The organism is Anaerocolumna sp. AGMB13025 (assembly GCF_029689925.1).
Classification (GTDB): Bacteria; Bacillota; Clostridia; order Lachnospirales; family Lachnospiraceae; genus Anaerocolumna.
In genome coordinates this window covers 39,447-60,573 of sequence record NZ_CP121445.1, presented here as the reverse complement: position 1 = coordinate 60,573, position 21,127 = coordinate 39,447, and the positions used below count along the sequence as shown (strand labels likewise).

Annotated in this window: 19 protein-coding genes; 4 read left to right on the top strand and 15 right to left on the bottom strand. The window is 37.1% G+C overall.

Annotated elements, in window-relative coordinates; genetic code table 11:
- Positions 1 to 4: 4 nt before the first annotated feature.
- From QA584_RS00270 to QA584_RS00250, 5 genes are all read right to left on the bottom strand, one after another.
- Entirely contained in the window at positions 5 to 748 is a 744-nt protein-coding gene (locus QA584_RS00270; protein ID WP_278272531.1) for a type II secretion system F family protein, read from the bottom strand.
- Positions 745 to 1,959, bottom strand: coding sequence for a CpaF family protein (locus tag QA584_RS00265; RefSeq protein WP_278272530.1), 1,215 nt, complete (start codon positions 1,957 to 1,959; stop codon positions 745 to 747). The genes QA584_RS00270 and QA584_RS00265 overlap by 4 nt, the downstream gene beginning before the upstream one ends.
- 9 nt (positions 1,960 to 1,968) lie before the next feature.
- Complete coding sequence (locus QA584_RS00260; RefSeq protein WP_278272529.1) at positions 1,969 to 2,970, bottom strand: hypothetical protein; 1,002 nt, start codon at positions 2,968 to 2,970, stop codon at positions 1,969 to 1,971.
- Between the two features lie 43 nt (positions 2,971 to 3,013).
- Positions 3,014 to 3,505: an A24 family peptidase gene (locus QA584_RS00255; protein ID WP_278272528.1), complete on the bottom strand. Its 492-nt coding sequence runs from the start codon at positions 3,503 to 3,505 to the stop codon at positions 3,014 to 3,016.
- A 684-nt stretch (positions 3,506 to 4,189) separates the two neighbouring features.
- A complete protein-coding gene (locus QA584_RS00250) occupies positions 4,190 to 4,462 on the bottom strand; it encodes a pro-sigmaK processing inhibitor BofA family protein (protein WP_278272527.1) in 273 nt (90 codons plus the stop codon).
- 125 nt (positions 4,463 to 4,587) lie between these two features.
- Here QA584_RS00250 and QA584_RS00245 point away from each other — a divergent pair, with 125 nt between their 5' ends.
- A complete protein-coding gene (locus tag QA584_RS00245; protein WP_278272526.1) occupies positions 4,588 to 4,809 on the top strand; it encodes a YaaL family protein in 222 nt (73 codons plus the stop codon).
- A gap of 187 nt (positions 4,810 to 4,996) precedes the next feature.
- Here QA584_RS00245 and QA584_RS00240 read toward each other — a convergent pair whose 3' ends face one another.
- The 8 genes from QA584_RS00240 to QA584_RS00205 all read right to left on the bottom strand — a co-directional run bounded on the left by QA584_RS00240 (position 4,997) and on the right by QA584_RS00205 (position 15,225).
- On the bottom strand, positions 4,997 to 5,464 hold the full coding sequence (locus QA584_RS00240) for a flagellar export chaperone FliS (RefSeq protein WP_278272525.1): 468 nt from the start codon (positions 5,462 to 5,464) through the stop codon (positions 4,997 to 4,999).
- A gap of 53 nt (positions 5,465 to 5,517) precedes the next feature.
- Complete coding sequence (locus tag QA584_RS00235; protein WP_278272524.1) at positions 5,518 to 6,984, bottom strand: flagellin N-terminal helical domain-containing protein; 1,467 nt, start codon at positions 6,982 to 6,984, stop codon at positions 5,518 to 5,520.
- 20 nt (positions 6,985 to 7,004) lie between these two features.
- Entirely contained in the window at positions 7,005 to 10,292 is a 3,288-nt protein-coding gene (locus QA584_RS00230) for a DUF6240 domain-containing protein (protein WP_278272523.1), read from the bottom strand.
- Positions 10,293 to 10,583: 291 nt separating this feature from the next.
- Positions 10,584 to 10,733: an AgrD family cyclic lactone autoinducer peptide gene (locus QA584_RS00225; RefSeq protein WP_278272522.1), complete on the bottom strand. Its 150-nt coding sequence runs from the start codon at positions 10,731 to 10,733 to the stop codon at positions 10,584 to 10,586.
- A 1-nt stretch (position 10,734) separates the two neighbouring features.
- Positions 10,735 to 11,313 carry an accessory gene regulator ArgB-like protein gene (locus QA584_RS00220; protein WP_278272521.1) on the bottom strand — a complete coding sequence of 193 codons (579 nt, stop codon included), beginning with the start codon at positions 11,311 to 11,313 and terminating at the stop codon, positions 10,735 to 10,737.
- Positions 11,314 to 11,414: 101 nt separating this feature from the next.
- Positions 11,415 to 12,761: a sensor histidine kinase gene (locus QA584_RS00215; RefSeq protein ID WP_278275088.1), complete on the bottom strand. Its 1,347-nt coding sequence runs from the start codon at positions 12,759 to 12,761 to the stop codon at positions 11,415 to 11,417.
- Complete coding sequence (locus QA584_RS00210) at positions 12,761 to 13,474, bottom strand: LytR/AlgR family response regulator transcription factor (RefSeq protein ID WP_278272520.1); 714 nt, start codon at positions 13,472 to 13,474, stop codon at positions 12,761 to 12,763. Before QA584_RS00210 ends, QA584_RS00215 begins: the two co-directional genes overlap by 1 nt.
- 329 nt (positions 13,475 to 13,803) lie before the next feature.
- On the bottom strand, positions 13,804 to 15,225 hold the full coding sequence (locus QA584_RS00205) for a M18 family aminopeptidase (protein WP_331487804.1): 1,422 nt from the start codon (positions 15,223 to 15,225) through the stop codon (positions 13,804 to 13,806).
- A gap of 749 nt (positions 15,226 to 15,974) precedes the next feature.
- Here QA584_RS00205 and QA584_RS00200 point away from each other — a divergent pair.
- Positions 15,975 to 16,706: a hypothetical protein gene (locus QA584_RS00200; protein WP_278272519.1), complete on the top strand. Its 732-nt coding sequence runs from the start codon at positions 15,975 to 15,977 to the stop codon at positions 16,704 to 16,706.
- 25 nt (positions 16,707 to 16,731) lie between these two features.
- Here the strand turns inward: QA584_RS00200 and QA584_RS00195 are convergent, their stop codons facing one another.
- Positions 16,732 to 17,946 carry a DUF3810 domain-containing protein gene (locus QA584_RS00195; protein ID WP_278272518.1) on the bottom strand — a complete coding sequence of 405 codons (1,215 nt, stop codon included), beginning with the start codon at positions 17,944 to 17,946 and terminating at the stop codon, positions 16,732 to 16,734.
- A gap of 55 nt (positions 17,947 to 18,001) precedes the next feature.
- Positions 18,002 to 18,877, bottom strand: a complete 876-nt coding sequence (locus tag QA584_RS00190) for a sigma-70 domain-containing protein (protein WP_278272517.1) — start codon at positions 18,875 to 18,877, stop codon at positions 18,002 to 18,004.
- 410 nt (positions 18,878 to 19,287) lie between these two features.
- On the opposite strand from QA584_RS00190, the gene QA584_RS00185 reads away from it, so the two are divergent.
- Together QA584_RS00185 and QA584_RS00180 are read left to right on the top strand one after the other, a co-directional pair.
- Complete coding sequence (locus tag QA584_RS00185; protein WP_278272516.1) at positions 19,288 to 19,983, top strand: response regulator transcription factor; 696 nt, start codon at positions 19,288 to 19,290, stop codon at positions 19,981 to 19,983.
- Positions 19,973 to 21,067, top strand: coding sequence for a sensor histidine kinase (locus QA584_RS00180; RefSeq protein ID WP_278272515.1), 1,095 nt, complete (start codon positions 19,973 to 19,975; stop codon positions 21,065 to 21,067). The genes QA584_RS00185 and QA584_RS00180 overlap by 11 nt, the downstream gene beginning before the upstream one ends.
- The last annotated feature ends 60 nt before the right edge of the window (positions 21,068 to 21,127 follow it).

Genomic DNA, 21,127 nt, shown 5'->3' with positions numbered 1-21,127 from the left:
ACCCTTAAACTTCAATATTAATAATCTTTCTAGTCAATTGATAAACCCCTAAATACAAAATCAATATAATCGTCATAAATATAACCCCAAACAGATTATGATATAACGGTTCCAAAAAATCTGATGAAAACATCCGAAGATAAATAATAATAAAGATGGGTATCAGACTCATGATATTAGCTTCAAATTTCTTCCCGGTAATTAATGTAACTACTTCCCTTTTCACCTCTAGCTTGTCATTCATACTATTACCTGTCGTCCGTATAATTTTAATAATATCCCCGCCAGTTCGTTTTGCTGTTGCAAAAACTTCTGCAAAATTGATTACATCCTCAACACTGCTTCGATTGGCAAAATCGTTTAACGCCTCTTCCACTGTCCGGTTCATATTAATCTGTTTTACAATTCCTTCAAACTCCTGAACAATTAAGGCCTCCTCAGAGTACATAAGCTTTAAATCGGTAACAGCCTGGCTAAAAGCATTTTCTATGGAATAACCCGCATTTAATGCTGCCGACAAACTGGACAATCCATCCCGGAATTCCAGATTCAACTGCCATTTTCTATCCTTTATGAGCTGTTTTCTTTTTATATGTACATGGACAAATCCATAGATGGTTAATAAGAAAACCCCTGCTAGATCGGCATAAAATAAATAGCCGATAAACCCACCAAAAGCAGCTCCCTGGAGGAAATAACCCATCCATTCTTTGTTGGAATAATGATATATACTATAATTGATTATCACAGAATTCCCGCCTTACTTAATTTTGATAAATTAATTAATTCATTATTGGTTTTTTGCAGTTTCCCCAGTACGCTGCCATTCTCATCTTCTCCTTCTTCTTTAAATACATAGAGTTTGTTAACTTCAATTTCTCCATCCATGCAGTCAAGGACTTCCGAGATTTCGAGGACTTTTCTGCTTTTATCCCTTAGCCTTCCTAAATGTACAATAATATCAATTGCAGAGGCTATCTGCTTTCTGACTGCCATAAGGGGGATATCGGTTCCCATTAGCACCAGTGTTTCCAAACGATTTAGCATATCAATTGTTGAGTTGGCATGTCCTGTGGACATGGAGCCGTCATGACCGCTATTCATAGCCTGCAGCATATCGATTGCGGCGGCGTCTCTGACTTCCCCGACGATTATTCTGTTCGGCCGCATACGTAGGCTTGCCTTAATCAAATCCCTTATGGTAACCGCATTCTTACCTTCTACATTGGCATTCCGGGCTTCCAGTTTCACAAGATTGGGTATGGACCTGATCTGGAGTTCGGCAGAGTCTTCTATCGTAATGACTCTTTCATCCTTTGGAATGAAGTTGGATAGTACATTTAAAAAAGTGGTTTTGCCAGAACCTGTTCCTCCGCTGATAAATATGTTATACCCTGCAATTACCAGCTCCTCTAAAAACCTGGAGACTTCTATGGTTACTGCTCCAATTTGGATTAGTTTATCAATTGTAATTGGATTGTCCGGAAACTTTCGGATGGTAACTACGGGTCCTTCCAGCGCCACAGGGGGAAGTACAATATTAACCCTGGACCCATCCGGCAGTCTGGCATCTACAATGGGACTAGCCTCATTAATGATACGGTTTGACTTGGATACAATCTGCTGGACCACATCCTCTAATTTCTTCTCCGATTCAAACTGCTTAATCCAGGGTCTGATCGCACCGTTCTGCTCAATAAATATATTTTTAGCACCGTTAATCATAATTTCTGTAATAGACGTATCCTCCACCAGTTCCTGTAGGATATCAAGTCTTCTTATAGAGTTAAAAATGTCTTTTCTAAGCCTTCTTTTATCCTGCATACTGATATAGCTCGTCCTGCTTTTATTTAAAAGAATTTCATCTATTACCTCAAGTATTTCTTCATCTTCTAATTCTTTTGATAAATCAATTTCCCTTATAACCAATTCCTGAAGTTCTTGCTTTTGATCATCCATACCAACCTCTCATTTTATAATATACTCTGCTGCCAGACTTAAATTACCGGTTTCAAACTCAAAATTCTCCGCAGTAACAGCTTGTAAATTAATCTTTATCTCATCTGTAACCGGTACCAGGATAAGTTTCTCTGCTATCTCCTCATTTCCCGACCATTCCAGCTGCTCTTTAAAATTATCAGCTTTCCACTGTTCCCAGTAACCCTGCCCTAAGAGAAGCAGTAATCTGGTGCTGTTTTTAAAAACTTCCAACCCAGCTTGAAAATAACTGCCAACATCAAATACGATAACTTCATACTTCGTGTTTTGCAGAATAATATTCAGCCAATGGACGATATCTTCCGGTAGCAGTTCATATAAATCCGGACCAAAGGTTACCCCCTCCATAGAAGCAAGAGTTTCGTGATTCGTTATATATTCATACATTTTGGCGGTCATATTGGGATTGTTCTGTTTAAGAAAATAGATAAATTCAGATAGGCTTTTATCTGTCTTATAGCCTGATATAGCGGGTAGAATCGGTAAGATGTTTAAATTAATATATAAGGTCCTTCTTAAGAAGGAGTATTGCTTTGCCAGAGCATATGCAAATAACTGGGATACGATATCATCACCTACCGAAAATACACTGATGATTTCTGCATAGCGCCCTGAAGTATTATTAAGTTTTGGCTGGGTATCGTTTAGAGGAAAAAAGCCAAACAGCTCTTTTAAGACAACTTCTGCAGATTGATACTTATAAATAATCGGTACATTATCCTTGGATCCAGAGTAATCTGTCTCAGATAAAATACAAATATGTTTTATATTATCACAATTATAAGCCTCTTCTGCCAATTCTTCCTGTATCAGTAAAATATACACCGTACTTTGTTTTAAATATGCTTTAAGGCTTTCCATATTAGTAAAAACACATACCTGAAACTGCTTTTTTTGTTTTCTTTTTATATATTCCATCAGATGATTGGCATACTCTGCTTCCCTGTCGCAAACAGCTAATGTATTGTTCATTTTCCACCCCCTTTCCTTTTATAATCTGCTTTGTAGTCAGGGGTTAGTAAATCCCCAGAATAACCTGCAACAGTACTGCGCCTAAAATAGGAATAGAAAAATGTATAACCCCTTTATTCCCGTCTCTTTTCCTATCATAATAAGGTTTTATTCCTTCTCTGGTTTTTTCCTGACCCGTAAAATTGGAGATAACAGTTTGAATATAGCAAAAAAGATAATGGAATCGATAAAATACTTGTCTGTATCTTATAAGATAAATAAGTGACATAACTGCTCCGATTATAAAAGCAGCTGCAATAGACTTAAACACATAGATAATGCCCATATAACTTCCGATAACGGAAAGAAGTTTAATATCCCCCGCCCCTAAGGCTTTTATTATAAATAAAGGAAACAAAATCACGATAGGCATAATCATTCCAAAAAAACATAAACTTATACCAGCCTGACCATGCTCATAATATTGAAAAATGAATCCGGTAAACACTCCGGTCAGAATTAAATAATTGCTGATTTTATAGGATTTTAAATCCATTATTACAGCCAATAGAAGCAGGCAGACAAGGCAAGTCATTTTTAAACTGATGGACCTCACCTCACAGATTTTTAAGATAACGTTATCTTACACCCTGTTTTTATTTTTTTCAACCAAAATTATGTAATTTTTGTATTTTCATTACTTATACCAAATTATATACTTTTTTTTATTTATTTTTACGTTCAAATTAATATAGTCATACATGGCATAGTACACAATAAATTTCACTATTTTTAGTGCTTTTAACATAAATTATATAACATAATCTTCAGATTTTTATTAATAAAAGACTTCCATTATATGCTTATAATCATAACTAATTTATAAAAAATGTTTACTAATAAAAAAGAATAGTAATACCTATAATAATAAGCATCCTAATTCTTTTTCAACTAAATAATCTAAACCTGAGTTAATCTTTTTAATTACTAACTGTCCATAAGTAGTCGTAGCAATAAATTCTTTCACGTCCATTTTCATTTTTATTCTATCATCGTTATCAAATCCATAAATATTTTTATTCAATATTATATCTATATTTTCAAAATCTTTTGCTGTTCTATTTTGCCAAGAAGAACTATATTGCTCTATTATCCCCTTAAAACTTTTATCAGTTAAAGTAACCTTTAGAGGTTTAAAAGAAGCTGTTACTATTCAAAATGCAAAGTTATGAGATATTCTCTATGTAAAATAATAAAACGCTGCCACACCATAAACCAGCAAAAATCCCGGCAGACCAAGCAGCCCTATGACAAGTGCAGTTAACCCGTTGGTTCCGACTCCTAAAGCCAAATGAAAATTTGATAATAAGCTGTTAAGCAGATAGATACCAAGTAATCCGGAAAAGATACGAAGACCAAAATTAACTAGTAAATCAAAACGGTGCTTAATTAATCCAAATGCAATTAAAGCAATACAAATTATAATGATAACCACGAATATCTGACTTTCCATCGTTTCCTCCTTTTAATATTTTAGGTAAATTTTTCTATAAATTAGTATATTCTAGTAACAGCCTGACTATACTATATTTATAATAATTCTTATTTTAGCCTGCTATCAGGTAGATTGGAGCATGAATGAAGTTGTTTTCAAAGACGAAAAAGAAGCAAAATGATGCATTGCTGGGCGAAATTAAAAAGACAAAGCTTGCTCTGGAATCCGCATATTCTAATTTTGAAAACGTAATTGATCCTGATTTAATTGACTGCTATATTTATGAAGTAAACGCCATTCAAAAAAGATATAAATTTCTCCTAAAGCAAGCAAAAGAAATGGATAACGATTACTCCATCATATAATCAGAATTTTCAGGAAAAGTAACGGCTCTTAAGCCAGCATTTGCCGTATATTTTACATTGCATCTAATCAAAAAGATACACCCCCAAAAAAAATAATAAAAGAAGAAATACTATGGAAAAAAATAAAGCCGGTAAAGACTTTTTCAGTCTTTTACCGGCTTTTAAACTATCTCCAAACGAATTCTATCTACGCCTTATACCCTCTGCTTTGTTCATTCGCATTAAGATATGTCTCATTCAAAACACCTCTGCCATAGGTAAGTCCAGCATATAGTTGCTGGGTATTTTGCATAACCGGTCCCGATAAATCCTCCTTAACAGTACCTTTAAACCCTTCTAATAAAACCTTAAGTACAGCTTCTGCTTCCTCCAGTATATCGGCGTTTTTCTGAAAAACAGCAGTCACCAAAGACTTATTGATAAAAATATACAGGCTCATAAGCTGATAGGAAAGTTCATAGCGGTAATTAAGCGTTGCCATCAATTCATTGAGAAACCGCTGCGCATGTTTTAATTCCTGCTCAAATTTTACGGTATCCTCCTTGTTATAACAGGTCTTCGCACAATCAATGTCAGTCAGAATCACTTCATACATAATAACCACCAGTTCCGTTCTGGAGGCCTGTGTTACCCTGGCCGCAAAAGCCTTCATCATATCCTTTTCCATCTATATACCAATGCCTTTCTGTATTAACTTACTAAGAACTATCAGCCTTGTAATAATGTCAATATAGACTGTGGTCTTTGATTGGCTTGTGCAAGCATAGAAGTACCTGCCTGAGACAAAACATTTTTCTGGGTATAATTCGCCATTTCCTTTGCCATATCTACGTCTTCGATACGGGATAAAGCTTCTGTCATATTCTCAGAGGTAGTATCCAGATTTGATATAGCATGTTCCAGACGGTTCTGATAAGCACCCAGTTTCGCACGGATTCCGGTTACTTTTGTATTGGCGTCCTCAAACTGGGTTATGGCTTTCTGGGCTCCCTCATCGGTGCAGACATTGGCACTGTCAATACCTAAGGTAGAAGGATCTACTTTGGGTATACGTACTTTCATAAGCTGATTTTCATTCGCTCCAATCTGTAGTTTCATAGGACCCGCATCTAAAACGGTTGTATTAGTAACACCCGTACCAGCCGAGGAGCCTGGCTGTGCATCATATACCATCTCAAAATCATTATTATCAGTAACCTTTACCAGATTTCCCTCTACGGATACGGTAGCTGTTGAAGAAAATCCTGCCCCTAATGTAGCCTTGGCATCTGTGCCTGCAGTTGCAGTAACTGTCGTAATTCCAAGTGCAGTTTTTAAACTTGCATTATCACAATAAATATTGATAGATTCATCACTGCCGTAACCTTTTGATACAAATACCAGTGCTGTATTATCAGCCAGAGCAACCGCAGAGTATCCGGCAGTATCCGGGGAAGCAATTACCTGTGCCGGAGTCGGAGCCGTCAGATTATTTGTAGTAAATACCTTAACGTTGGCAGTGTCACAGGTATTACGGATTTTCTCGAATACCTCTTCCATGGTATCCCCTGCCTCAATTTTCACTTCGTTTCCATTAATATTAATGGTTCCGGCCTCAGCATCCGTTATGATATGGTCTTTATCAATTGTAGCCGCACCGGTAGCTACGGCTTTCTTTGCTTCATCTGTTACCGTTATTGTGTACTTTCCAGGCTCCACCTGATCCGATAAGGACACCAGCTTTACTGCAGAATTATCGGAATAGGACATATTATCAAGATTTCCATCCAGTAAGGTTTTTGTATTAAACTCCGTGGTAGTGGAAATTCTTTTAATTTCCTCCTGTAACTGGTCAATTTCACTCTGTACAGACTTTCTGTCCTCCAGGGTATTGGTTCCGTTGGCAGCCTGAACTGCTAATTCCCTCATTCTTTGCAGCATAGAGTTTACTTCGTTTAAGGCACCTTCCGCTGTTTGAATAATTGAGATACCATCGGAGGAGTTTCTGGAGGCTTGATCAAGACCTGCTATCTGGGTCTTCATTTTTTGGGAAATAGCCATGCCCGCTGCATCATCGGCGGCACGGTTAATACGAAAACCTGAGGACAATTTCTCCAGGCTTTTATCCAGGGCATTATTTGTTTTGGCTAACTGATTGTTTGATTTTAATGCTGAAATATTATGGTTAATTCTCATATCTGACTCCTATCTGTTCTTCACGGTTTATATGCATCTTGTTCCATCTGTTTTATGTGTACCAAAAATGTTTTAGCAAGGCTGTATAACGTACCTGTTGAGACCTCATCTGTCTCCGTATTCTCACTTTCTTTTACTTCTCTATCCGTTTTATAATTTGTATATCGGTAAGTATCTGATAATTTATTACCTATTCCATAATTTAATTGTTTGATTTCAACCCCCAAACCGGTAACTGCTTCTCTTAAAGCCTGACTATTATTTCGGATTTCATTCAGCCCCTGGCGGTTATCAGAAGTTATCAGAGCATTTAACCCCTTATCCCTGACGGAAAGATTAACCGTAATATTTCCCAGTGTTTGTGAATCGAAGGTAATATTAACTTTTCCGGTTTCTCCTGTATTCTTTAACACGGTAACATTAACATTGGTAATATCCTCTCCAACCGCAAGAGGAATTTCATAACTTTCCTTACTGGCCATGGTAGTAAGAAAAGACATCCCATAATTAATCCGCTGCAAGGTGGCAATATCCTGGGAAGTAATTACCGGGTTTGCATACATTTGATTCAAGAGCTTCGTTACATCCTGTTCTACTACTTTATATTGCTCTTTCATACTGGCCGGACTCTTTAAAGCATCGATAAGCCCCTCTGAAATATTTGATAAATCCTGCGTCGCCTGGTTCGAACTTTCTAGTTCACCATTATCAATACCTGCATAATTATTTCCTAGGGTATCTCTGCCAGTATTTTTGATATCCTCTCCTTTGGTATCATTTACGCTATTTCCCTTAAACAGACGGTCTAACTGCTTATAAAATGATTTGTCTGTACTTAGTAAATCCTTGGCAGCCTGTATATTCGGAAGGCTTGCCGGAACCTCATAAGAATTTAGGAGCTTTAGAGCGCTGTCGGACTGGTTCATTATTTCCTGGTAATCCTCTAGTTTCTGACTCCAGTACCTGCTGTCTGTATCAGCATTTTCCGTAGTAACGTTAAGTCCCTCCTTAAGTGCCTCGACAGACATGGTTAATATCTCTTCGGTATTACCAAGCTTATTCAGCTTATCCGGCGTTATTTCTTCCATAATATCTTTTAATAACCGATTCGTATAGTTGAATTTTTCCGTGTGTTTACCGGGTATCTCACTGGAATCATCCGTTTGTCCGGATTGCTTAAAGACAGTATTTAACTGCTCCGTTATACTCTCTCTGGAATAGGAAAGCTCTGTGAGGGAACCAAAACCGTCATCCACCGCCGTATCCACACCGCCGCTTTTAAAGGTTCTGACTGCGGTCAGGAGGTTTTGCATGGTTACCTCTTTATCCGCTTTTAATACGGAACCTAGCGCTGCTCCGTCTGTTTTCTCTACTGTATTTAATAAACGGTAAATTCCGATATAAGATTTTTTTTCATCTTCCGTGATACTTTTACTTTTTTCCAGCTTCCATAAATATTTACTGTATTTTTCATCTTCTGTGATTCCCAATTCACTTTGTATGCCTTCTATCTGCTGGTTTAGTTCTTCAATAGGCATATTAAGGGGATTAATTCCCTTTTTAATTAATTCTACCGCAACTGCCGGTTTAAAATTTTTCATCAACTGGTTCACTTGTTCATCATAGGACTTAACCGCCAATATATTGTCTTCCGTAATATTCATTCCGTTGTAACCTAAGATACGGACTGCTCTTTCATTAGCCTGGGTGGTTTCAAGCTTCATATCCTCTAATATAGTATCTACATTACGAAATGCTTTGGTTATGGAATCCCCCATATCAGCCCTGGGTTTTGTCATTAGGGTTTCATAAGCTTCACCCGCTTTACTCAAGTTGTCTTTTAACTCGGTACCTGCACTGACAAGACTGTTTACTGTTTCTAAATTACGGCCGGAAAGGGTACTTCCAAGAATATAGCTGGGTATGCTTTTTAATTCTTTTACACTTTCTAAACTATTCTTTAAGGTCTTAATATTCTCCCCGTTAACCTGGGCGCTTCCTTCTTTTAAAAGATTTTTATAATATCTGTCTTCTACCTCTTTTAAACCATCCACCAGTTTGCTAAGAGCATCTGTATCCAGTCTGAAGCCTTTTTTTATTAACTGCTGACCGGACTCTAAAGTCATCTTAAGACGGATCTCTTCCAACTGTCTTCTTACCGTTATCGTCTTAATATCGATCTCTGAGGAATCCTCCTCCTTCGCTTCTTTTAAGAGTGCTTCGGTCTCTACAGGTTTCCCGGACTGTTTGGCTACATTATCTTTAAGCTGCTGCCTGGCTTTTTGTAATTCTTTTAAGTTAATCTGGTTTAGATCAAGGTCTTTTACAACCGCTTTTACGTCATCCTCCGATATCTCAGAAAATGCCTTAATGGCTTCCCCTGCCCTGTCCAAATCAGCCGTCCCGAGAGAGGCTGTTTCCGGATTTTTACCGGCAGCAAATGCTTTCACTGCTTTATCTAATATTACAGCTTCCTCTGCCTTATTCTTTAACTGCTTTAAATCCCGATACGCCCAAAGTGTGTCTTCTGTCAAGGGTAACTGATTATTTAATAGCCATTTGGCTGACTGTATCGTCTCATTATCTGGTTTTAGACCTGCTTTTTCTATTATTTCATTTACCTGTCCATAAAGGCTCTTAAAATCCTGCTCAGATATCTCATTCTTTGCATGAAAGCTGCCGGTATACTGGGCTTTATATAAATTTTCAATGGTAGGTTCTAAATTGTTCTTAATTAAATAAATCATGGATTTGTCAGAAAAATTATAGGCACTAGTTGCCAGCTCCATGGCAGTAGCTATTTTGGCAATATTAGCAGGCGTTACCGGCAACCCCGTTTCTATTAACTTTTGAACGATCTTTTCCGTTTTAGTACCATGGTCAGTCATATTCTGTATGTCTTCCGTTTTTTTATCTAAAATTTCTTTTTGCTTTGTGATACCGGTCTCTTTTTCTTCTCTTTGATTTTTAACCCGGTCTAAGGCTCTGGCTAACCGTTCTTTGTCATATTTCTCCAGGGAGATACCCTCGTCATGAATCGACTTATAGTCCTCCTCTGTCATACGGTCCGATGTAGTATCCTGTTGTTTATCCTGAGAAGAGTCTTCTTCCTTATCTTTCTCTTCTGTCTTATTTAGCAGGTCCTCCTGGGCATAGGTAGTATAACCTGTATCATTGACAGCCGGTATAGTTTCGGTCCCAGTATTGTTTTTCACACTCAGATTGCTGGTTTCTTCTTTTGGTACCGGGCTGGTCGCTTGCTCTTGTACTAAAAGATTTCCATTCCCATACACTCCATTAATATTCATCGATTTCACTCTCTCTTTTACCGGAATTGCTTTCCTTTTATTAAAACATATTTCGGCAGATACGCAGAAAAGCTTTAATGAAACTTTTCTTCTGGCTGCCGTTACCAGCAGGTCCTGTTTTTATTTTACAGGGGCTGTTGCAAAATATAATCCTTATTTTCTCCCAGGTAATTTAGTCTTTGATTTGCGACAGCCTCATAAAATAAAAATATACCCTGAACCTTACAATTATCTGTATGGTTCAGGGCATCTATAATGATATACTCCCCAGTATTCATCGGTTACATTACATTAAGCCTTTTTCTTACTTCTTAAATCAGAAACTGCTTTTGGTTCTCTTGCCTGGTAAACTCCATACTGAGATGCAGTTCCACCAGCTGTCATAGCACTCTTGTAACCAAGCTTTGCTATGGCATTTAGTAAAGATTTTTTTACCTTCATATTAATACAGCTCCTTTCTTTTATTTACCTCAATTAACATTAACATGGCAACCATCACCAATGTCAGTGTTAATGTAGCAGCAAATTCTTTCGCAATAAAATACAATACTATAGCTACAGCTGTCCAGCAGATACTAATTACGATGCTGATTTTCCGATACTTAATTTTATCCGAATCCAGTAACTTTTTATGGTTATTCTCAATCGGCGCATATTCAAGAATACATCCGACATAAATAGCCATAAAGACCAGTAAATAAGCCAGTGATATTGTAGGAAGTAATAATCTGGATATCAACAAGGTTACTAAAAGCACGGATGCAAATGTCAGATTACATTTTAAATAAGTACTGGCGTGATAACCTCCTGAATAGGACCTGGTTACTACAAATACCACATAAAACAGCATCGCATGGAAAAATTGATTTAGCAATAAGCCTAAAACCACCACAATAGTAAAATTAATAAGATTAGAAAAAAAAATTTCAAAACCGTATATGTAAATATCCTTTTCTTCATGCCGTATTATATCATTAATGCATAAAAAATCAGCTATCTTCACAGCAACTCGATTGGCCAATATACCCCCTCCTAATGCTTAAGCATTGTTTTGGATTGCCTTAAGTTCACTTAGATGATAACTGATTTGATTGGTTTTTTCAATAGGCTGCGCACGTTTGGTCAAGCATACGGCACGTTTGGTATACCTTCATTTTCCGTACTGTATTTAAGCCAAATATCTACAGTAAAATACTGGTTTTTTTCATAAATATTAATCATTCCGTTATGTTTATTCACAATATCTTTTATGCTTAAACTTCCAACTCCATGCTGGAGTTTATCTTTTTTTGTAGTATGCAGATGAGGATTTTTATTGAGAACAGATTCCTTTATATAATTACTGATGAGAATAACGATATAACCTCTTTCATTATATATATTTAAGGATATCTTTCTTTCCTCCTTTAATTTCATACTAGCTTCAATTGCATTATCCAAAAGATTGGCAAGCAATATACTTAAATCCAGTTCCGGCAACAGTTCTATGCTTCCGGTTATTTCATAATGTAACGCAATATTGTTTTTCTTGCATACAGCGAGCTTGGAATTGATTACCGCATTGACTGCATCACTTTTTGTAAGGACAATCTGAGTACCGAAGCTTATTTTGCTTTCCATAAGAGTACTTAAATAGTTTTCCGCTTCCGACTCTTTTCCGTTATGCAATAGGGTTACCGCGCATTCAATATAATTTTTCATATCATGACGGAGCTTACGGATTTCTTCATAAGACTGTTTCATGCCAATAAGATTTTTTTCCTGCTCCTTAAGACGTAATTCCATTAAGGAATATTTAAGTCGTTCTTTATTTTTTGCACTTATCTTAACAAATATATAGTAACATAATACATTAATTAAGATTAAACACAGTAAAATCAGTATACCATAAGAGCCATTCTGCTTTGTATTAGGACTTGTTATTAATATTTCAAAAACCAATACACCTGCAGCAAATGAAGTAATAAATACACTTAATATTGCAATCCATTCCATAATGGATAAAGAAAACTTGTTATTCTTTTGTAGACGTAAAAGCATACGTGTTAAAAAGAAATAACTAGACTGAGCCATAATCAGTACAATGAAACGGTTGATTCCCGGTTTCGTAATCAAATTCGTTACCTCAAGCGGAGAAATATAACTGATTAAGGTCAGTACTGATATTCCGGTAATCATTTTCAAGCCGTTATCGATGCAGGCTATTACTATTTTTTCGTATATAGAACCATTTAAAAAGAAGATGCCGTATAAAACAACGATTCCCGGATAAATAAGACCAGCCACTCCTTCAAAAATGGTAATACGATTCATAATTAAAGTTGCTCCGAACTGGACTCCAAACGCTGCCATAAAACCGATGTATCTGCTTTGGCCTTCTCTTTTAAACCCTAAGTACCTGGAAACAAACTCCGTGGAAACAAAACACTGTATAAACGTTGCCAGATACTCTATTAACAACCACATCATCACTGCGTACCTCTTGAGAATAATTGAAGCTTTTGTTTTACCGCCTCTGAACGATAGCGGCTTAAAGGAACCATTTCTTTATTATTTAATATCACTTTTGTCTTGTCTATGGAAAAAATATACCGGTAATTTACAAGAAAACCACTATGCACCCGTATAAAACCATAACCCTCCAATTCTTTTTCCATTATTTTTAAATTACTCTTAATACGGTACTTTTCATCCTGGATATAAAGAAAAATATCATGCTTATAACTTTCCACATACATAATTTCCGTTATTCTAATCTGCGTGGAGGAGTTGTTAAAGCTCACTGTAATATACTGATTTTCGCTTCTTAATTTTTTAACGATTGCTTCAATTGCCTCGGGGAGTTCCTCCCTTAAGTGAGTTTTCCGGATAAAACGAAACGGTCTGTAACGGAGTGAATGAAATACCAGATCATCCCGATTTGTTATAAATATAATAATTACAAAAGGATTCGATGCCCTTATTGTCTCAGCCACTTCGATCCCGCTGATTCCAGGCATTTCTATATCCAAAAATAATACATCAAAAGGAATATTGGAGTTTTCCTCCAGTAAATTTGTTCCATCCATAAAAGAATTTATATTAATTTCACTGCCTGATTTTCTAAATTGTGTAGCTATCTGATTCACCATATCTTCCAAGAATATGATTTCATCATCGCATACTGCTATTTGCACAACCATCCTGGGATTCCCATCCTTTAACTTTCGCTGTTGTAATAGTTACTTATTGTTCTATCGTTTTGTATATAACTTATTGTCCCATTTTTTGCAATTAATTTCCTAAAAGATATAAAATAAGACTAACCAAATATGCACCCCGAATACCAAGTACATGTATTAGTTAGTCTTACTTTATAATAGCTTCTGCCCTCTCACGTTCCCCAACGCGCTTACTTCCTCTAGTACAATACCTTCTTGTATCGACTTATTAAATGATATCAGTTTTTGTAGGATTTGTCAATAGATTGATAATTTTTTTTTATTATTTAGTAATATCGCCAAGTAAATTTTTACAATTCGAAGAATCCCTTTATTAGTTTTTCAAGATGCTCCTGGTCTTTCGTTCCCATTAATTCCCTGGATGAGTGCATTCCAAGCAAGGGGACCCCAAGATCTACCGTTTTCATTGGTAACCAGGAAGAAATCATTGGACCTAAGGTCATACCACCGGGCATATCCGAACGGTTTACAAACTTCTGATAGGGCACCTCACATAACTGACAGATTTGCTGGGCAACTGCTATTGCTTCCGTATCATAGGTGTATTTTTGATTACTGTCTATCTTAAATACGACTCCGCCGTTTAATTTGGTATAATTAACAGGATCATATTTTTCCGGCCGGTTTGGATGGACTCCATGAGCCACGTCAACAGATAATAAAATACCCTCAGAAACATCTTCATAAAGACTGGTTCTTTTATCTACTAAAAGCCCTTCATAAATCTTCTCCAGCATAATAGTTAAAAGAGCGGAATCCGCACCTTGCTTACTTCGGCTTCCAATCTCCTCATTGTCATATAACGCAATGAAATTAATGCCTTCCCTGCGCCGTCCATGAATAATACCTTTTAACAGCGCCCACACGGAGGTTAAGTTATCAAGTCTAGGACAGGATATGAAGTCTTCCTCCATTCCAATTAAACTTCCCTCTTCTGCATTATATATGTACAAATCGTAATCCAGAATCTCCTCGGTATTCACCTCTAATTCTTTGGCTAAGTAGGTGATAAAGAAATTATTTTTATTAAGGCTTTCCTTTAAGGTAGCAATGACAGGAATCGTATCTGTCTGTTTATTCAGTTCCACCCCTTTATTAACCTCTCTGTTAATATGAATCGCCAGATTAGGTATGGTCAGAAGAGGTTTTTTAAAGTCAATTAACCTCATCTCGGGATGAAAAGGATCTTTACTTTTTAAGGCTACCCTTCCTGCAATGGATAAGGGTCTATCCATCCAGGTATTTAAAATAGGACCGCCGTAAACTTCGGTATTTAGTTTGCAGTAAGCACCTGCCGTCATCTCAGCATTGGGTTTTAAGCGGAAGCCGGGATGATCGGTATGGGCGGCCGCTATGCGAAGGTTTTGTCCGGTTTTCCAATCCTCACCTATGGTAAAGGCAAACAGGGAAGTTCCATATGGTTTAATATAATATGCACCGCCTGCCTTAAGCTTCCAGCTCTCCTTCATTTTAACTTCCTCAAAACCGGCTTCTTTTAAGGTTCTTATCCCTTCCTCCACGACCTGGTAGGGTGCGGTTGCGGCTTTGATATAGGAAAGTAATTCTAACGCAATCGTATTATGACTCATGTTTATACCCCTTGCATACCGCAAGTTCACTTGCGATACTGCCACATAATAAAAGGCGAAACGAGTTTCACCGGTTGAAAGAATCGTATTGTGGCACCTTTCAATTCTTAGATTTTCTTTCAACCCTTACCTCTTTTGTTATAGACATACTTATGAATATTATAGTCTATGGTATCAAAATAAACAATAGAGGAATTTAAGATAGTCATGTAATGGTATTGTAGAAAAATTATCAAGGGGGCGGCAGTAACCTGGCCGGCTTGTAATTTTTTTGTAGGGAAAGGTTCCTCCTGTCACTAAAACTTGGTGAACTGCTTAAAGCAGGAGGAAATGAGCAAAACTCACTTCGTTCAAACAGTTGCTCTTTTCCTCCTTGGCGCAGTGCACCAAGTTTAAGTTCCAGGGGAACCTTTCCAATACAAAAAAATTACAAGCCGGCCAGGTTACTGCCTTAGTTCTTGGTGATATTTTTTCCCGCTTTTGGTATATAAAGTTATCAATAATACTAGTGGTTACTTAATTATACAATTTTATATAATAATGTCGCGGTCAAAAGGTCATTTTGCAAATGGTCTTTTGTAAATTGCAGAATAGAAGTAAATCGAAAACTTCTTATAGAACATGCAAATGCTATTTTTTTTTGTATATTTAGCATAGAAATTCTTGATTTTTACCTTTTTTGACCCGACATCATATAATAAAATTATTAAATTTATACCAATAAAAAAATATTTAACTCATATTCAATAACGAGTAACAATTAGTATTACTTCTTTATCTTGACGTAATTGCCTGACTACTATATGCTAAATATGGTAATAAAATATTCGATATAACTAGTAAAAAATTCTGATGAAAGGCAGGTGTCTTTTATGAATCAGCTTTTATTCCAGGACACATGCACAAAAATAATAGACAGTAAACGGGAAGGCAGCGGTATTGGTACCCTTAGTGAAAAAACGATACATGCAATCTTAAAAAATTATCTGGTAGCAGACCAATCCTGCCATGAGATTAAAGTGGAAAACTTTTATGCTGATATTGTTGATGAGAATGGTATTATTGAAATCCAAACCAGAAATTTTGATAAACTTAGAAGAAAACTGGATGTTTTTTTGGACTTATCTCCTGTTACTATCGTATATCCCATTCCTCACACCAAATGGCTGCGATGGATTAATGAGGAAACCGGCGAAATAAGTCCGCCCCGTAAATCACCAAAGACCGGAACTCCCTATATGATATTTCCTGAATTATATAAGATTAAAAGTTATCTTTTAAATCCTAATCTGCGATTACATATTATACTTATGGACCTTGAAGAATACCGCCTGTTAAATGGCTGGAGCAAGGATAAAAAGAAAGGTTCCACCAGGAATGATGGTATTCCCACAGCACTTGTGGAGGAGGTTATTATTAATAATGCCGCAGAATATCAAAAACTACTGCCGGTGAATCTTCCGGAGAATTTCACCACTAAAGATTACCAGAAAGCTTCTGGTTTGCGGCAAAAAGATGCTATAACGGCTCTTAATATATTAAATCATGTCGGGACTGTAAAGCGGATTGGAAAAAAAGGGAGGGCTTATCTTTATTCCAGATAACTTCTTATCCCTTTGTCTTCCATATTTATTCCTCCGGATGATTCTTCCGATACTCCGCCAGCAGTAAATCTACCATCCTGCCATAACTCTTTACACCGTCACTCTGCTTATTGGCTTTTAGGTAATTGTCGTTCATGGTATTTGACACCGTACTGATTACCGTATCTTCAAACTGTTTCCAGTAGTAATATTCATCTCTTAAATCTGCTGTCATTTCAGTATTATAATGCTTCCTTACGGATTCATATAACCCAGGGTCCTGTTTATAAAGCTGATTTCCGGCATAAGTAAGGGCCAGCATAATGCCGCTGTACTGATAATCCAGGTTATCAGATTCCTTGCAGACAAGGTATCCGATGAAATTCGCTTCATCCTCCCGCATAAATCCACGCAAATGTGCTAACTCATGCCCCATGGTGGCAGGTATGGAATAATCGGCTGCATCTATGTTAACATTTGCCTCCATGGTAAAGGGCCAGAATATTCCCGTAATTTCCATTCTGGACATAAATTCCGAGAAAAACACCGGCTTTAAGGAATGGTAATTTCCACCTAGTACAGGATATTCCTTTGATAATTTCATGAAGGCTTGTTCCATATTATCTGATACTGCCTTCCAATCCTGATTATTTAGCTTTAATACCCCATTTTCGTCCTCCGCTCCTGGTGTCTGGTGTAATTGGTCTCTGATTCCTGCTGCCTCATCGGCTAATTCCAGACATAGCTGATATAATTCATTAACTGATGATTCCTTTATTTCCAGACCACTGTAAGCTGCAAAGGAATATCTGTAATAATTAACTCCTCCCAGCATTACGTATAAGAAGAATATAATTCCTAAGGCACAGACCCCGTTTAATATACCCAAGGTAAAGGTATATCCTGCTTCCCCAGCATTATTACGTGATAAGTGAAACAGCTTCCATATAAAACGGATTACTAGGTATAAAGCAATAATGGGAACTACAATGATTTCAAGCTCCATAAGAGAAAAAGGAAATAAGCCGGTTATCAAACTAATTCCTTGAGATATCCATTTATAGATCCCTCTGGCAAATACAAATTCCGCTATCTTAGGGTTATTACGTACAAGCCACAGAATAAAAAAGGAAACCGGAATCACGATTAAAAGCAGTGACCTCTTCTTTTTTAGAGCCATATACCATTTTTTACTGCCTGGCTTTTCACCTGTATCAACTAAGCAATTATTATCTCTGACTACTTCCTGGCGGCTATCCATGGGAATCACTCCTGCTTTCTGCTTATTGTCCTGCTAACAATGAGTATCTATAAGTTTAGTGGTCTGAATGCTCATGGTCCATATGGGTATGACCGTGGTCCTTTTCCAGTTTTACTCCTTCCACTGACATCTTAAGTATATCTGTAATTTCTTTTTCCGTCATTTTAATATATTCTGATAATTCCTGTATCGTAGCTTCTCTGCCCAGGTCTTCTGCCAGTTCATCTGCTGCATCCCGGATATAATTAATTTTCTTAAGTATATTTTTTTCAAAGCCTGTGCTCTCCTTCTGATCAAGGATAGCAGCCTCCATAAACTTTCTGATATATTCCGTAACAATTTCCTTTCCCTGTCTGCTGTCAGTGGAAGCAGTCACTGTCTCCAGCGCACTGATAAGCCCTATATTTCCCTCCTGGATTAAATCCTCCACGGTAACTCCCTGATTTTTATAATCTGCGGCAAGTCTTACCACATAATGGAGGTTAGCCTCAATATAACGGTTTTTAGCATGCATATCACCTTTTGCTATTTTTTCCAGCAAAACTTCTTCCTCTTCACACGTTCCCTCTTTAATATCCTTAATATCCTCCAGGTACATCTTTAAATATGCCGAGTCCTCTTTGTGAGTATTTGACCCTTTGCCATCCTTAGCAGCCTTTTTAGCTTCCTCCTCTTTCCGGTTAACTTCCTCTTCTCTTTCTTCCATTTCTTTTTGCACCGCTTTTGTATACTCAGATTCCCCTGGCACATAACCTTTTATCGTGATGTGATTAGCCGCCAGATAAGCAAATATATGTTCATACTGAGCCTCATTTAAACTCATATCTCCAAATAATTCTTTTATTTCGTTCATTCCCAGCTGGTTCCCCTGAACTCTTGCCACTTCGACTACATCTAAAAGCATTTCCTGAAATTTATTTTTATTATCCATATTCCTTACCGGTATAACATGTCCTTTCATATATTATTATTTATACAGACACTGTATTATATTTATGATATCACTATTACAAATTAGCATTCTCTTAACTTATGATAAAATAGTGTTTATATTAATATAATTATTTTAACATATATGCAAGTTTATAGCAATTTGATTATTTTAACAGGTATATTACAGCTATTTTTATGTAATATCATATACTGAATTGAATAACTTTCCTTTTATGTTATTTATAAGGCTGCTTAATGTCACACGAAGGTATCTATACCGCAATACAAGTTGACAATATTAGGATATTTATATAGAATTGTTATGAAAACCTGGCTAATACCGGAAAACCTTTTATTCAGTTCGGGTTAAATGGATTACTGATGATGGATTTGAGAGGAGTAAACGAATTGGAACGCCCAAAAATATTAATTGTAGATGATGACCAGGAAATCGTGGATTTAATCGAGCTTTATCTCATAGGAGAAAACTACGATATTTTAAAGGCATATGACGGAATAGAGTGCGCCGAGCTTTTACACAATCATGATATTTCCCTTTTAGTGCTAGACATTATGATGCCTCATTTAGACGGTTTGACTATTTGCAAAAACCTGCGTGAATACTCCAATATACCTGTCATAATGGTGACTGCCAAAACGAATCCCATAGACAAGGTTCAAGGTCTGACAATCGGTGCAGATGATTACATAACAAAACCCTTTCACCCTTTGGAATTAGTTGCCAGAATCAAGGCACAAATGCGCAGATTCACCCAGCTTAATCCTCATAACGAAAACCATGGAACAACAATTGTCCTTAAGGATCTAAGCATCAACACCCTGGAACACACGGTAACGAAGGGGGAAACACCCTGTCAGCTCACACCCAAGGAATTTGACATTCTTCTGCTGCTGGTGCAAAACCGGGGACAGGTCTTCAGCTCTGAGACTATCTTTGAAAAGGTCTGGAAAGAAGCTGCCTATGAACAAGATAATACAATTATGGTGCACATTAGAAAACTACGGGAGAAATTAGGCGATGACGCCAGAAAGCCCAAATACATCCATACCGTATGGGGAGTGGGGTATAAAATTGAAAAATAAATTTTGGAAATTCACACTAATAATACTATTATATGCTATCCTTAGTCTTTTTCTTGGTAGTCTTGCAACATTGGTGCTTGCTTACGGGTATTATAAACTCTTTGATAATGCCCTTGTTCGCCTGGAAGTGAGGTGGCTGGTATCGGTTGCAGAAGGTCTTTTTAGTCCTGGCTGGTGCCTTGTTTATATGGCTGTGACCTTATTCATTGCAGTTATCCTTATGTGGCTTTTTACCAGACGGACAACAAAGCGCATGAGTGGAATCTCATCTGCTGTTTGGCAAATGCGTGAGGGCAGCTTCCGTGTATTGCTGCCTAACGACTACAAGGATAGCTTAGGTCAAATTGAACAGGGTATCAACGCCTTGGCTGCACAGGTGCAGGACAGCCAGGGAGAACGTAAGGAAGCCGAACAGGCCAAGAACGATTTTATCATAAATATTGCCCATGATTTGAGAACACCTCTTACATCAATTATCGGTTACCTGTCGTTTATCAGCGAGAGACAGCTTGATTCGGAACTCTCCGCAAAATATGCAAAGATTGCCTTAAAAAAATCAGAACAGTTGGAAACCCTTGTTGAATCTTTTTTTGACGTTGCAAACTTTACCATGAACACGATTACTTTGAACAAAAAAGAGATTAACCTAATAAAATTCCTCCATCAGAAGCAGGATGAACTGTATCCTCAGCTTAATGAGGCCAACATGGAAATACGCCTCTATTTAGATAAATCTGTATCCACCATTCAGGCAGATGGGGATTTAATAGCCAGAGTATTTGATAATTTAATCGGTAATGCCATCCGCTATGCCAAAGAAGGAAAATATATTGACATTGAAGCAAAAGCAGATAACAAAAAAATATATATCTCCTTTACCACCCACGCAAACCCCATCCCTGCCAGTGAACTTGAGAATATCTTTGATAAACTTTATCGACTTGAAAAATCCCGCGCTAAAGGAACCGGTGGCTCAGGTCTTGGTTTACCTATCAGCCGGAGTATTATACAATTACATGATGGAACACTTACTGCCCGGCAGACATTTGACGGCACAGCTTTTGACATTTGTCTTCCAAAGTAAATCTGAAAATTTAAGAATTTGATAAGATTTACCCTCCTATTTTGTTCAGGTGTCTTTTAT